Source organism: Candidatus Saccharimonadales bacterium, assembly GCA_035945435.1.
In the GTDB taxonomy this organism is placed as follows: Bacteria; Patescibacteriota; Saccharimonadia; order Saccharimonadales; family DASZAF01; genus DASZAF01.
On sequence record DASZAF010000020.1, the window covers coordinates 26490 to 40773 of the forward strand.

A 14284-nucleotide genomic window follows, 5' to 3' on the forward strand; every position below is an offset into this window, starting at 1 on the left:
TGACTATTGTACAGTAAAAACACCTAACTACGAACTACATCATCTCAGAAGCTAGCAGTACAAATATACGTTAGCGTCGTCGAGTAATTACCGGCTGCAGTATTGGCGGCGATGTTGCCAACGTAGGCCACTGTGAACAAGTTAAAGAGCTGAGCAGTCCCGGTGCTGACGATTGTATCGCCACTATTAAAGGCGTATTTCGCTGCTCCTGATCCACCACCCGTACTGTATTGCGCCGTTACGGCTGCGGTTCCCGAACCCGAAGGGTTAGCACTTCCTGTTACTGATGTATCGGACTCAAGGTTGAAGCCGAACTGTGAGGAACCTGGGGTCTCCAACGCAGCTGTTGAACCTAGCCCGGTTATGGTATTAGAGCCGTACGTTAATGTGGTACCAGAGTATGTAATGGTGTACCCGTTTCCTGCGTTTGTGGCGGCCCCGAGCTGTGAAGTGCCAGTGCTAACTGCCGCAGTTGTGATTGGGCTTGGGCTGAGCGCTACGCTTGATCCAGTTGCGCCACCACAGCTAGATGAGGTGATCCCTGATGTGCCGGTGCAGAACGTTAACGATTCCAAAACTGAAGCTGTAACGGATATGCCCCCTGTATTTTCTGTACTGGAGGCAAAGTTACCGGTGTCTAGCGGGCTTGTCCAGTTGGAGGCTGAATAAGTCGTGATCTCGGCGTAGATCGTTGTATTGGCAGTGCTTGGCAGAGTGATGCCGGTGAACGCGATAGAGACAGCACCTGCGCTACCGCCCGTGTTTGAAGCATTTGCGATCTCTAGTAAGTTATTTGTCGAAACGGTTGCCGTCCAGCTACCCCCAGATCCGGGGACGGTCGGAGTACCAGAGAGACTGGCGCCTGTCGTCGTTTCACCAGTTGGCGTATTTGTTGATGGCGGAGAACAACCCGTCAACGAAGAGCAGAGGTCAATGGCGACCGACTCGATCGTTGTCGCACTTACCGAATTAAAGGTGAACGTGTAGGTTCCGCCGGTTGCGCTTGGTTGCGATGTTGACATAGCAAATTTGCGGGAGGTCAGTTGGCCAGTTGCGCCGGCATGCGCTAGAGGAGGGAGAGCTGTCACAATCAACGATGCGCACATCAGGACATAGGTGAGTGTGGTCAGTAAGTTTCTCTTAAACATGTGACGGATGTTCTTAATTCCCAAATTATATATGAATTACTACGACTCTACCATAAGCAGGTTATATTCGCTACGTCGCTGCTTGTGATGGTCGTCACTTCGTAGTCTAGTAGGTCGCCGTACACAGGAACGTCTCCACGCCGCTATATGATCCGCTCGGCGTTGTTGATGAGATATTGGCTATGTAGGAGACCGTATAGCTTGTCTGGCCAGAGCTTTGAGTGGCCTGAGCGATCGTATCGCCAGAGTTGTATTGGAATTCGTTTGAGACAGCGTAGTTACCAACTGCATTACCATTACTAAAGCTTGAGCTTGGGATCTGTTGTGGGGCGGCAGAGCCGGAAATAGAAGGGCTAGTATCTGCCTCTAAATTGATACCATACTGCTCCGTTCCAGCTGAAGAGTTGTTGGCTGATCCGACACTGATTTTGGCAAGTGTATGCGACCCGCTGCTTGGCGGGTTGCCGAGCAAGCTGACAGTATAACCATAACTGGTGTAGTTAAGCACGGTGAAAGCAGCAGTGGCGGTGGCTGTCGAGTTGGTATGGAGGGTGCCGAGGCTAATTGAGCCAGTACTGACACCAAAGCTGAGATTAGGATCCTTGCTGCTAATAGCGCCACTGTTGATCTGGTATGCGTTACCAGAAGATTCGTTGCCTCCGATGTCAGATCCGTTCGTAGTGACTGACTCATAGTGCGCTGAACTGCCATTGACTACGCCGCCGTTACCGACAAAAGAATCGATGACCTGGTAGTTTGCAGAACTCATTGCCATGGCGGGCGTACTAAAAAGAAGCGACATCGAGCTGATGACGTAGACAAGCTTTAAAATACGTCTGGTCTTTTGTTTTTTACTCACCCACAACATCTTTACGACACCATTGTAAACCAGTTATCTCTCTTATGCTACAATGCAACCATGAAAACTGGTGGGGAGACTCGGCGGTCAAAGTTAGTGGCATCCCTGATGCTGTTGCTGTCTTTCATCTTAGTGCTTGGTATTGCAAATTACGCCTATGTCTACGCCCAGACCGGCTCGGTCAGCATTACTGGTTCTGTTAAGGGTCCGGCACCATCTACGCCGCCAACAATCGACTCGCCAGTAAATGGCTCGCAGCTTACTGGGCCTGGGACAGTGGAGGTAAAAGGTGGTTGTACAGCAGGCCTTGTAGTTGGCATTTACCGCAATAATCTCTTCGCAGGTTCGGGTCTCTGCCAGCCAAACGGCACCTTTGCGATTGAGATTGATCTTCTAGCCTGCCAGAACAACATTGTTGCCTATCAATACAACTCAAATAACCAACCGAGTCCCCCATCATCAGTTGTCGGAGTTTTTTACAGTTCGTCAACTAGCTGCTCATCTTCGACCAGTCCTCTCATTATTGAGTACTCATACTCACTAGAAGGGATTTTTGTTAACCAACCGTTTTATTTGCCAATCCATTTTGCTGGCGGGGTAGCGCCGTACGCGGTGAGCGTTGATTGGGGTGATGGTTCAACGAGCGTTTTCAGCCGTCAGAATACAGACCAATTTACGGTTGAGCATACGTATGCCAAAGCAGGCCACTTTACTGTCGTCATACAGGTAGCGGATAAGGCTGGCCACGAGGCATTTATGCAGTTCGTCCTTCTGGTGAACGGTCCGCTCAGCCCGAGCAATGTCGTAACACATGTACTAGGTGCTCCGGTTACCTTCAAAGAGACAATCATTGCGACTAATATTGTTGCCCTTGTCATAGGATTATTGATCGGTGTGTTTATAACCAAGCGACTAGCTACCAGAGAGAACGCATAGTTTTCCGTTCTTGAGGTGTCTTCACTGTTGACGAATGCTTATGGTTTGGGTATCATGAAGTCAAACTAAGCTTGTTCCTGAGAAGAGCAAGCCGGTGGAGTTAAAAAATAAAAATTAAAAAACAAACACGATTCTTGGGGTGTGTACGTGTTACAGGCCGTAATGTTGCTTATATTTTAGGCGGCATTTTCTGTGCTCTATTCTGTGTGTTTTTTGTTGCGCGTAGCCCCGTTGCGAATGCTGGTGGCATCAATGATCTAAACTACCAGGGGCGGCTGCTTAATAGTGCGGGGGCAATCGTCGCTGATGGTAGCTACAACATGGAGTTCAAGATTTACGCGAGCACCGGTGCTTGTGCGAGCGGCAACACCCTAGACTGGACTGAGGACTGGACCTACAACTCGACGATGGTGACCGTTAAAAACGGTTACTTCTCTGTGCCACTGGGCAGCATCACTGCTTTCGGGTCGAGCGTCAACTGGACAACCAGCACCCTCTGTCTGTCGATAAATATCGGCGGCACGAATACCAGCGGTACGATCACCTGGGATGGGGAAATGTCTCCTTTCCAAATGCTGACTGCCAGCCCATACGCGCAGAACTCCAGTGAACTCGGCGGTCTGACTGCCAGCCAGTTTGTCCAGCTGGCCCCTACCGCGGTTCAGGTAGACAGCGGTACCCTCAGTTCGATCTTCATTAATAAGACCGGTACATCTGGTGACATTCTGGAATTACAGAAGGGTGGCGCAGATACAGCCGTGATCGGCAATACCGGCACGGCGACTTTCGAGAATACCTCGAACTCGACAGCCGCTTTTAACGTTGAGAATAACTCAGGCTACGACGTGCTCGGTGTCGACACCACTAACGGCTATGTAAATGTTGGCAACATAAGTACGACTGCTGCCCAGGACGTCACTGGCGTTGTTCAGCTTGCTGATGGTACAACAGACGGTTTCGGCCTCAAGGTCGAGACCAACACTCTGACTGGTAACCAGACTATTAAGTTCCCGAACGCCTCAGGTACGGTCTGTCTAAATACTCAGAACTGTAACTTTACTGGCACAGGCTACATCGTTAACAACACCACAACCCAATCAGGTAACTTTAACGTTCAGGCAGCGAGTAGTAGTTCAGTGGCTGGGACTCTGGAAGGTAACGCTTCAGGTACAGCGGATATTCTCGATCTTGTAAATGGAAGTGCGGCAAAGACAGCCACATTCGGCTACCAGGGGTCAGACGTCTTTCAGACTTCGACTAACGCAACAACTGCGTTTCAGGTTGAGGGCGCGCCATCAACAACAGGCACCGTTCTTGATGTAGACACCACGAACGGTCGTGTCGGCATAAACACATCTACCCCAGGCACAGGTCTAGATGTACAGGGCGGCATCCAGCAGACAGGTATGCAGGCAACCGGCGCTGGGTCAAGTGGTGCAAATGAGTGGACAGAATTAGGGAGCTGTACGCTGACCGTTGTACATACGAACTGCCAGATGCAGATCAATATTGCTGGCTCGGATAACGCGAATAGCATCATACAGTCGACAGTAACGGCTTGGGTACGTCAGCAGGCTGCCATGGGAAGCGCCCCTCTCATCTCGCTCTATGTCGATAATGCGCTCGAAGCACAGACGCTCAACGACTTTGAAACGGTAACAACGACTAACAACGGCACGCAAACTGTTGTTCAGCTCTGGATGATGTACAACATCAACTTCATAACCTCATATTTCTCACCAACATTTAACGATGGAAACGTGCAGTGGGTATGGGCGCCATCAGCAGGTCTTAACGCGAGCTTACCGGCAGGTACTCAGACTACAGCTTCTTATGGCGACTCAGTGGCTAATACACTTGACCTGCAGACAGTTCTTGCTAACCAGACGAATGCTCTGGAAGTCCAGACCAGCAACGGCGACAACTTATTTAACATTGATACGACCAACTCAAACCTAATCACTAACTCAAGCATCGAGACCAATACGACTGGCTGGTCGGGAAAGGGGAGTGCAACGATCGCTCAGTCATCAACGAAAGCGCTGTTCGGTAATAACTCCCTGAAGGTCTCCACGACAGCTACGGCTAACGATGGTGCTGAATATGCTTATAATCTGGCCAGCTCGACTACCTATACCTTCTCGGTCTTCGTCGAGACAAACTCAGGTACTGTCGGGACCTTCGAGCTCGGAAGATCTGAAAACGGAAGTACAAATACGACTTGTACGACGGCACAAACGGCTTTTGCTACTCAGTTCCAAGAGATTTCATGCACCTTTCTTACAGGCACGACGTCGGGTTCCACCTATCTATATATAGATCAGAGCGATGCTGTTTCGCGTGTTTTCTACGTTGACGGTGCTCAGTTAACTGCGACTGGTACACTCCAACCATATGAAGAGGGCCACCTATCCTTCAATGGCAATGTCGACATTAACGCTGGTACAACTGCGGCAGCTACTGTACCATCAGCTCTCCAAGTAAATACGGCCAATGGGAATAACGGTCTTCTTGTCGTTGGCTCGAATGGAGCGAACGTCAACTACAACGCCTTTAACGTCGAGGCCGCAGACGGTGTATCTCTACTCCGGACTAACGAGACGGCTGCGGTAACATATGTTGAAGGAGGGAGCTCATTCTGGAATACTCCGGCCTTTGACGTGCAGTCATTGGTGGCGGGTGAAGCGGCCGAGAACGTTCAGTCTGAATCTGGCCAGACGGCGAATACCTTTAATATCCAGGATAATAACGGGGCTACAGAGAGTGGTTTTGGGCCCTCTGGCGGACTCGTATCTTATGGGAACAACACAAACCTATTGGATTTAAGTGCGCCATCATCGATAACACCGAGCTTAGTGGCGGGTGGCTCACTGGCGACAGGGACCACCTATTACTACGAGGTAACGGCTACGGACAACCAAGGGCTGAATGAGACGGTGTCCTCTGGTTCGGTCAACGATACGCCAACGACTGGGAATGACACGATTAAGTTAACCTGGGCCCAAGTTAACGGTGCTACTGGCTATAAGGTATACCGTAACACAACCAATACCTTCACGAGTGGCTCACTCCTGCTGGCTATAGTCTCAAACGGAACAACCCCGACATATACGGACACAGGCACAACAACTGGACCGACATTCCCTCCCACTGCCCCAACGGGCACGACCCTGACATTGCAGGCATGGTCCGGCCAGACGGCCAACGCGTTTGCAGTTGAGAACTCTGGGGGTACGACTACTGCTGCTATTACTGCCGGAGGTAATATTGATAGTGCTTCGGCATTTGATGTTCTTACCAACACTGCTCTCGATATTGGTAACGCTAATGCCACCAGCGTCAATATAGGGAATACAGGAACTAATAATACCACCACCATCAATGGAGTAGGCGTCGTTGAGACAAACGGCAGCGACTCGACCAATGCATTCATGGTTGAAAACCACTTGGGGTCGGCTGATATGTTTGTCGACACAGCGAACGATCGGACGACTGTGGGTGCGGGTGCTTCATTGGGCCAAACCCTTTCAGTTAATGGTACTGCAGAAGTGGGAACCAGCTCTACGACCGCATTTCAAGTTGAAACGGGGGGTACCGATACGCTTGATGTTGACACTACTGATGGGTATGTCGGTATCGGCACAAACGCTCCAGCCGCTCCTCTGGATGTAAGGGGTGGCATAACGCAGTCAGGCTTCTCGACGCCGAACTCTGGCTCGGGTGGCGCCGGCGAATGGACTGAGCTTGCCCAGTGCACCATCATTACCGTCAACACGCAGTGCGAGACCGTTATAAACCTGACAGGCAACCAGGGGACAGCAACAACAACAGTCAGAGCGACGCTGACTTGGCGTATCAGAGAGGCGGGCACAATAGCCAACCCGCCTATCGTCAACCTTCAGGTGGATAATGTTATGGAAGATCTTGGTTATGCTGACTTCATGGCGGTCAACACCACAACTGGAGGTACTTCTGAAGTCGAACAGTTATGGATGGAACTGCCAACCACCAACATGACCATCTTCTATGCTCCAACGACAGAAGATGTTAGCAGTACCAACGACACCTGGGCTTGGACACCCCAGACTGCCCTTCAGGCAGCTCTTCCGGCAGGAACCCAGACGGCTGCAGTTTTCGGTGATAACTACGCGAACTCGCTCCTCGTAAACCCATCGGCAAACTCAACAACATCATTTGTCGTAGATAGCTTCAGCCCGGCTGGTGCACTCTTTACAGTCGACACGACAGACGGCCGCGTTATAGTAGGCTCAACCAGCAGCAACACCAGTACTGCTTTACTCGTCCTCAATAACTACACGACTGCCGGTAGCGATCCATCAGGCCTAAATGGTGCGATGTACTATAACGTTGGCGATAGCCTCATGCGTTGTTATGAAGGAGGCGAGTGGAAGAACTGTATCTCGATTGATCCAGACGACCAGAGAGAGCAGGCGTTTTACAGTGAACCGTTCCTGGATACCGGTGCATCAAGCGTTTGGGCAGGGGCTGCAATTAGTAGTGGCACGGTATCAGCGGCCACGGGCGTCGCCAATCATCCTGGCGGTGACATACTGAAATCATCAACCACAGCAAGCAGTGGGTATCGTTTCTTTACAAACACAGCAAGCAGTGTGATGACATCTGGTGGCCAGACGTTTGAGGCTATTTTCAATCCGACCACTACTTCTGGTACAACCGAATACCTTGGATTTAGCGGCACTAACTCAGGTGCGGCGCCGGCTAACGGAGTGTTTATCAACATTACCGGTACGACACTGGAAGGACAATCATGTAGCGCTAGTACATGTGCTACTACGGGTACCACCCAAACAATTGTGGCAGGTACGTGGTATAGGGTGCGCATTACCGTCAACAGCGCCGGTAACTCGATTAGCTACCAAGCATGGACAGATGGTGCTAACGGCGGGACGTCGCTATGGTCGAGCACGACCACAACGGACATCCCTACGACTGCTGTTGGTAGCGGAGTTGTGGCAGTCAACAGCGGCACAACAGCCGTATCGCTCTTAACGATGGACTATATGGCCCAGTGGCAGGCATCAGGCTCCTACTTGCAAAGATAGCTACTTCTAGTGACCAGGTTCAATGTGCTGAGCGATTGATGTCAGTTGTGCGTTTGTAAGAGAGAGCGGAGCTGTAATTAATAGCCAAGTACCATTAGCCTCGATACTTAATAGGTTACGAGGTTGATTGCTTCGTGCTCTGCCAGCGACACTGTTGAACGGGGTACCGAGTAGTCGAACTGGTCTGAGCATGGCCTGTGAGTAGAAGTTTTGGAAGTTAAAGTTGGCTGGAGCCGACTGCTCACTGAAGGCGATATTGTCCCCTTGGTTATCTGTTGCGCCAAATAGAAGTGTTGCTTCCCGAACCGTATAACTAGATCGGTCTATTCTATAACCTGTGGGTAGTTCGTGGGGCAGGTAGTAGATACCGAACAAGATCTGTTGGACTACCGAAGGAGGGATGCTGGCATTACTACTTCTCTGATAAAAATACCAACCCACAAGGGCAAAGACAGATGCTATAACGATCAGTGCGATCATGCCAAACATCAATAGACTAGAACTGGATGAATCTCGAAGCTTTTCATGCATACGTCGGGCTCCTCCTATTGGTTACACGCCTGAGTACTGACGGGGTCGTACCTTCCGATGGCCTGATTAAGGTCATATAGTGTCTCCTGAGAGGTAAGGGCGTAACCTATGCTTGAGTCAGTCGAAGAACTAGCAAAGACAACTCCCCAGACACTGCCATCGGTGCCGACCAGTGGCCCTCCGGAATTACCAGGCTTTATCGTCGTTTGAAGCGAATATACATCACGTGTGACTTCCTGAGAGTCGTAGATATTCTGACCTTCAGCAGTCAGCTTTTCAAGAACGGCTGCGGCATCAGCCGTGTATGGGCCGTCTTCAGGATAGCCGAGTACAACTCCTTGCTGACCGCGTCCAGCTATGGAGTTATGAAGCGACAATGGTTTTCCTGTCAAACCTGACGTTCTAAGGATAGCAATATCAAGATTAGGATCATAAAGTACAACTGTCGTCGTGTGCGAACCACTCTGGTCGACTATCTCAGGGTGAGCAATACCGGCAACAACATGCGCATTTGTCATCACAAGATTGTTGGCGGCTATAAAACCAGTACCTTCTTTAATACCGCCACAGCCGGCACCGACGATCTTGACGACTGATGCTTCATCGAGCTTGGCTGCCATTGTTACCGGACCTTGGCCAAGCTCCTGAACGGGACCCGGGGCTATCGGCTCAAGTCCAGTAAAGACCTGCGGGAAGCCATCGACTTGAAATTCGCCTTTAATGCGTGCAATGAGAGCAGTTGGTGGATGAAGTTCCTTGTTGAGGCCTTGAAGGATTACTGAGCGCTGGAGCTCGCTGTTAAGGGCGACAAACGGGCTGCTAGAGAACATGTTACCGACGATCCAGGCAGAAAGCAGCGCTACACAAGCCCCCATCACGATACCGCCTCCTTGATCGAACCAGCGGAGATGGATCTGTTTGAAAAGGTCGGCGATACGAAAACCGACTGTCTCACCGATACCACCCAGTACAGCGGCACTCAAAACAACTGTTGCAAACGTCAAGAGAGATTTGGTTAACGGCGTACTGCCAAAGTGGGCGACATATGGCGCTACGGCTGCACCGATGATAATTCCCAATATAAACCCTCCGAAAGAAAGCCCTTCACGGAAGAACCCGGCCTGGTGCCCGCGAACACCTGCCGCCACTACAGTCAAAATAATGAGGATGTCTATAAGGTCCATATCTCTTGAAATAGCTATCTGCTTATGACTTAGTATACAGGATCATCTTACGTTTCACTGGCGCCACAATGCACTCCATATAGGTTATAAGCTGGTAGAATAAGCGTAAGAGATACTATCCGTGATACCTAAAACTCCAGTCAAAAAGAGAGCGATGAGGGTGACTATTGCTGGCCTTATTTTGCTAGTCGTAGCCTATGGACTCTTTGCGTACAGTATGCCCCTACCAGTTCTCGCGCCAACAGTCGTATTGGACACATCAGCTTCACAATCGACTAATAACTTTCCATGGCCGGCAAATGTCACATCTGAAGCCGCCCTCTCTGTAAATAACGCCGGTGTGTTGGCTGTTCACGGTGGCCAGACTGCCCTGCCAACGGCGAGTACGGCTAAAATAATGACCGCCCTAGCTATACTGGACCAGAGACCACTTCACATTGGTGAGCAAGGCCCAGAAATAACTATCTCAGCCGCGGATGTAGCTGCGTACCAAGCCGATCTCGCTGCTGGGGACTCTGTTGTACCGGTGGTGGCAGGAGAGCAATTGAGTGAGTACCAGGCCCTAGAGGCGCTCCTCCTCCCTTCCGCTGATAACGTTGCGGATATTCTTGCTAACTGGGCGTTCGGTTCCGCTAGTGGGTATGTCACTTTCGTTAATAACTATGCCCTCAGTCTCGGCATGCACGATTCGTACTTTTCTGACGCGAGTGGACTCTCGTCACAAACCATCAGTACCGCTGCTGACCTGGTCACACTAAGCAGCGTAGCTATGACCAATCCAGTTTTTACGCAAATAGTTTCTCTGCCCAAAGCTAACTTGCCGGTTGCAGGAACTGTCTCAAACGTCAACACACTAATTGGTCAGCACAATATAATCGGGATTAAGACGGGGAATACTCCACAGGCCGGTGGGTGCTATGTAGTGGCATCATCTGAAACGCTCGATAATATGCCAGTCAGCATTGTCGGGGCGATTATAGGTGCTAAAGATCTTGGTGCGGCTCTTGCCCAGGGAGAATCACTTGTCCAACAGGCAGAAAAAGTTATCAGCGTCTCGACGATTGTTCACGCCGGCCAGGTGGTAGGGGAGTACCCAACTCCGTGGAGCGGCACCTACAAAGCTGTCGCTGCGCAGGGTATTGAACTGGCGACCTGGGCTGGCGAGAAACCGCAGTATAAAGTCAGCCTATTTAGCAGCAAGATTCCCATTTCAAACGGATCTACGGTGGGCAAGGTGAGCGTAATTTTGGGTCAGAGCGAGTTTAGTACGTACGCTATTTCAGGTCAGCGTTTCGAAGCTCCTTCATTCTGGTGGCGCTTGACGCACCCACGTCTTTGATATCGGGTCAGCGTTAAACTTGTATCAGAGGCAGTACTCCGTTACTATGAAACAAAAGTGAAACGGAGATTCAGTCATGCTTGAACCTGTCATAGATAGGCATCGTCTTCCATCAGGTGACAGAACCAGAGCAGCTCTAAGGGATCTAGAGGATCTAACTCTTGTAGGTGCGCGTGATGTTGTAGCCCAGTTTGGTGCACATGACCGTCATGGGCTCAGCCTTAGGCTTGGTCGTCCGCTCGATGCTTTAAGAATCGTAGCGATGTCTCTCGCAGCCAGGAGCTCGACCAATGGAGGTAGCAGCACGGTTGACACGGGAAGTGAGACGTACTCGCTAAGGGTTAGGGTGGGCCAGGCATCTGATAGCGTAGGCAGTCTCTTAGTTGCGACCGTACAACCCGATGATCGTGACAGACTCCAAACGAGTATCAGGCTATTCCCTGGTATCCGCACTCTTCCTCCACAGGGTGCAGTACAGCCACTACCGTCACATAGCTTAGTCTTCGCACATGCTCGTGTTACCGGTGACGAGCTGGATCCTGGTTTTAATCGACTGCATTCTGGGGCGAGCCGTCTTGGTCTATTGGCTGTCAACTTTGGGTATCCTCCTACAGTTACACCAACGGGTCCTAGCGAGGGCGAAGAAAGTTCACCTGCCGTGACAAGTGAGACGGTCAAGGTAGTTTATGATGATGACAATCGAGGCGTCGAAGTATCCGAACAACTTGCCTATATGCAGGCAGTTGCTGCGGCCCATATGCTGGGTGGACATGTTGCGAGACTGGCTCGTGCCACGTTGAGCTAGTCAGTTTCCTCAGATTGTGATTTTTTATTTACCCTGTTATGCTTATAGCATAAGCTAGGAAATAAACATGGCTCAGAAAAGTAATAGGATAATTGTCAGGAAGCCATTTCCGTTTATTGACTTTCCGAATTGGGTGGTTTGGCTTTACGGGTCAGCTAGCGTCTTGCTCTTGCCATGGATCTTCTATCTTGCGGACGAGCTACCAAATAGATATGTCTCGCATCACTGGGACCTGGCGTGGGCCGGTTTTGACATCCTTATGTTTATTTTGTTAGTCATGACTACGATAGCTACTGCTCGTCAATCGAGCGCTGCAGTTCTCTTTGCCTCAGCTCTCGGTACCTTGCTTCTGATAGACGCCTGGTTTGATACCATTACCTCTCGTCATGGCCACCAGCAGATACAGGCGATACTGGTCGCAGTTCTCGTTGAAATACCCCTTGCGCTTCTTTCCTTTTTGATTGCGCACTGGGTTATGGTATATATTCATAGAATAGAACCACATCCGAATGCAGAATCGGAGTAAGAAAGTGAGGGATAAGTACAATGCCAACAAAGTCAACGCCTAAACAGGCAACCAGCAAGGCCAGCCCAATGACGAAAGTCAATATGGCTAAGGTCTTCATCCTCTGGCTCCCGTTCGCCGTCCTCGTTACCGGACTCAGCCTCTTTACCTACGTGGCTGTTCAGTCTGACATGAGGCAGACTGCCAATAACTTACCGACTCAATACGCGGAAGATGCAGTAACGGCACTCAATAACGGTGCCCCAATTAGTGAAGTGGCACCTACGTATGGTATTAATATGGCCAAAAGCCTCGATGTCGTCGTCATTGTTACCAACAAGAGCGGAAAAGTTCTTGCCGCCTCTGGACAGCTGAACGGCACTCCGCCTGTGCCGCCAACATCGGCCTTGAACAGCGCCTCAGCGTCGGGTGAGGACGCTATTACCTGGCAGCCTGACAATAGTGTACGTGAGGCAACTGTCATCAAACCATTTACCACCAAGTCCCAATCTGGATACGTCATTGCGGCGACCTCTCTAAGACTGGTTGAACAGAACGAAAGTAACCTAACCAAGATGGCATTCGTAACACTGTTCGGCACTCTCGTTGCTTCCTTCCTTCTAGTTATGCTTCCAGGCACCCGTGACCTCATCCAGTAAGTACTTAAGACGATTCAGTTTTCTCTCAGCTCCTTCTTAGCAAGGTGTATATAATAGTGCCATATGAAGATACTGGTTGTTGAGGACGAGCAAAAGATTGCGAACGCTATTAAGAAAGGGCTTGAGCAAGAGTCATACGCCGTTGATGTCGTTTATAACGGAGACGAAGGTCTATCGTATGCCCTTGATCCTGACTATGATCTGGTTGTTCTTGACCGGATGCTGCCAGGCCAAGACGGTCTCTCGATCTGCCGTCAGCTGAGGGCCGAGAAGATTCATACACCTGTTCTCATCCTGACGGCACGGGGACAGACAGACGACAGGGTAGCCGGTCTTGATGCTGGAGCTGACGACTATCTGGTCAAACCATTTGCGTTTGAGGAGCTACTCGCCCGTATTAGAGCGCTACTCAGACGACCACAGAAGACGCTCCAAACCCTTCTTGCAGTAGATGATCTGGTAATAGACGTTGCCAATAAAGCAGTCAGGCGTGGCGATACGGACATTACTCTTACAAGCAAACAGTACTCGCTTCTTGAGTATATGGTGCGTCACGAAGGGCAGCTGATTACGAAAGATGCTCTGATTGCTCATGTCTGGAACGATGAAGCGGATATCCTTCCCAATACGGTTGAGGTTTACATCGGCTATCTTCGTAACAAGATTGACCGGGCCTTTAAGAACCGACCGCCTCTTATCTATACAGTTCGCGGCTTTGGTTATCGACTTGGGGAGAAGCGCTCGTAGTGTTCAAATCGGCTACAGTCAGACTGACCGCCTGGTACGCACTAATCATCATGTTTATCAGCATTCTTTTCAGTGTCAGTCTTTACGAGGTCTCGCTGCACGAACTTGACGATCGGCTTCATCAGCAGATGGTCTTTCTGCTGCCACGGGTACCTAAGATCAGAGCCGAGATAATCAGCCAGCACAATCTCGGCTCGCACGCGTTGCTTGTCGACCTGGTCTACTTCAACCTGATCGTTCTCGTAGCCGCTACGACCGCCAGCTATCTCCTAGCTAGGCAAACTCTTGAGCCAATCGAAGAAGCTCATGAAATGCAGACTAGATTCGCTGCCGATGCCTCACACGAGCTTCGAACACCACTGACGGCTATGAAGTCAGAGATTGAAGTCGCGTTACGAGATGGCAAGCTACCATTGTCAGAGTATCAGAGACTACTCACCAGCAATCTTGAAGAGGTTGATCGTCTGGTTACACTTACAAACGTCCT

12 protein-coding genes are annotated in these 14284 nt (G+C 50.4%); 8 read left to right on the top strand and 4 right to left on the bottom strand.

The window, feature by feature from the left end; translation table 11 throughout:
• Nucleotides 1-44 precede the first annotated feature (44 nt).
• Both VGS28_02540 and VGS28_02545 read right to left on the bottom strand, forming a co-directional pair.
• Nucleotides 45-1172, bottom strand: a complete 1128-nt coding sequence (locus tag VGS28_02540; GenBank protein ID HEV2412663.1) for a hypothetical protein — start codon at nucleotides 1170-1172, stop codon at nucleotides 45-47.
• 82 nt (nucleotides 1173-1254) lie between these two features.
• Entirely contained in the window at nucleotides 1255-2007 is a 753-nt protein-coding gene (locus VGS28_02545; GenBank protein ID HEV2412664.1) for a hypothetical protein, read from the bottom strand.
• Nucleotides 2008-2067: 60 nt separating this feature from the next.
• On the opposite strand from VGS28_02545, the gene VGS28_02550 reads away from it, so the two are divergent.
• Entirely contained in the window at nucleotides 2068-2943 is an 876-nt protein-coding gene (locus tag VGS28_02550) for a hypothetical protein (GenBank protein HEV2412665.1), read from the top strand.
• Between the two features lie 206 nt (nucleotides 2944-3149).
• Nucleotides 3150-8027: a hypothetical protein gene (locus VGS28_02555; protein HEV2412666.1), complete on the top strand. Its 4878-nt coding sequence runs from the start codon at nucleotides 3150-3152 to the stop codon at nucleotides 8025-8027.
• A 6-nt stretch (nucleotides 8028-8033) separates the two neighbouring features.
• On the opposite strand, the gene VGS28_02560 is transcribed toward VGS28_02555, so the two are convergent.
• Nucleotides 8034-8558 (bottom strand): hypothetical protein, encoded by a 525-nt coding sequence (locus tag VGS28_02560; protein HEV2412667.1) that lies wholly within the window; start codon nucleotides 8556-8558, stop codon nucleotides 8034-8036.
• A gap of 14 nt (nucleotides 8559-8572) precedes the next feature.
• Entirely contained in the window at nucleotides 8573-9742 is a 1170-nt protein-coding gene (locus tag VGS28_02565; protein ID HEV2412668.1) for a MarP family serine protease, read from the bottom strand.
• Nucleotides 9743-9863: 121 nt separating this feature from the next.
• Between VGS28_02565 and VGS28_02570 the strand changes: the two genes are divergently transcribed.
• From VGS28_02570 to VGS28_02595, 6 genes are all read left to right on the top strand, one after another.
• Nucleotides 9864-11081 carry a hypothetical protein gene (locus VGS28_02570; GenBank protein ID HEV2412669.1) on the top strand — a complete coding sequence of 406 codons (1218 nt, stop codon included), beginning with the start codon at nucleotides 9864-9866 and terminating at the stop codon, nucleotides 11079-11081.
• 76 nt (nucleotides 11082-11157) lie between these two features.
• Nucleotides 11158-11886: a hypothetical protein gene (locus VGS28_02575; GenBank protein HEV2412670.1), complete on the top strand. Its 729-nt coding sequence runs from the start codon at nucleotides 11158-11160 to the stop codon at nucleotides 11884-11886.
• A 67-nt stretch (nucleotides 11887-11953) separates the two neighbouring features.
• Nucleotides 11954-12412: a hypothetical protein gene (locus tag VGS28_02580; GenBank protein ID HEV2412671.1), complete on the top strand. Its 459-nt coding sequence runs from the start codon at nucleotides 11954-11956 to the stop codon at nucleotides 12410-12412.
• A 20-nt stretch (nucleotides 12413-12432) separates the two neighbouring features.
• Nucleotides 12433-13050, top strand: coding sequence for a hypothetical protein (locus VGS28_02585; GenBank protein ID HEV2412672.1), 618 nt, complete (start codon nucleotides 12433-12435; stop codon nucleotides 13048-13050).
• A 63-nt stretch (nucleotides 13051-13113) separates the two neighbouring features.
• The gene (locus VGS28_02590; protein HEV2412673.1) at nucleotides 13114-13797 is read left to right on the top strand and encodes a response regulator transcription factor; all 684 of its coding nucleotides are present in this window, start codon (nucleotides 13114-13116) and stop codon (nucleotides 13795-13797) included.
• Nucleotides 13797-14284, top strand: a 488-nt coding sequence (locus tag VGS28_02595; protein ID HEV2412674.1) for a histidine kinase dimerization/phospho-acceptor domain-containing protein, incomplete at its 3' end; no start/stop codon positions are given. The genes VGS28_02590 and VGS28_02595, both read left to right, overlap by 1 nt.

What these genes read in the sequence shown, in the direction of transcription:
- VGS28_02575 (HEV2412670.1), top strand. Translation starts at nt 11,158, where the DNA reads ATGCTTGAACCTGTCATAGATAGGCATCGTCTTCCATCAGGTGACAGA.
- VGS28_02585 (HEV2412672.1), top strand. Translation starts at nt 12,433, where the DNA reads ATGCCAACAAAGTCAACGCCTAAACAGGCAACCAGCAAGGCCAGCCCA.
- VGS28_02560 (HEV2412667.1), bottom strand. Translation starts at nt 8,558, where the DNA reads ATGCATGAAAAGCTTCGAGATTCATCCAGTTCTAGTCTATTGATGTTT.
- VGS28_02550 (HEV2412665.1), top strand. Translation starts at nt 2,068, where the DNA reads ATGAAAACTGGTGGGGAGACTCGGCGGTCAAAGTTAGTGGCATCCCTG.
- VGS28_02590 (HEV2412673.1), top strand. Translation starts at nt 13,114, where the DNA reads ATGAAGATACTGGTTGTTGAGGACGAGCAAAAGATTGCGAACGCTATT.
- VGS28_02580 (HEV2412671.1), top strand. Translation starts at nt 11,954, where the DNA reads ATGGCTCAGAAAAGTAATAGGATAATTGTCAGGAAGCCATTTCCGTTT.
- VGS28_02565 (HEV2412668.1), bottom strand. Translation starts at nt 9,742, where the DNA reads ATGGACCTTATAGACATCCTCATTATTTTGACTGTAGTGGCGGCAGGT.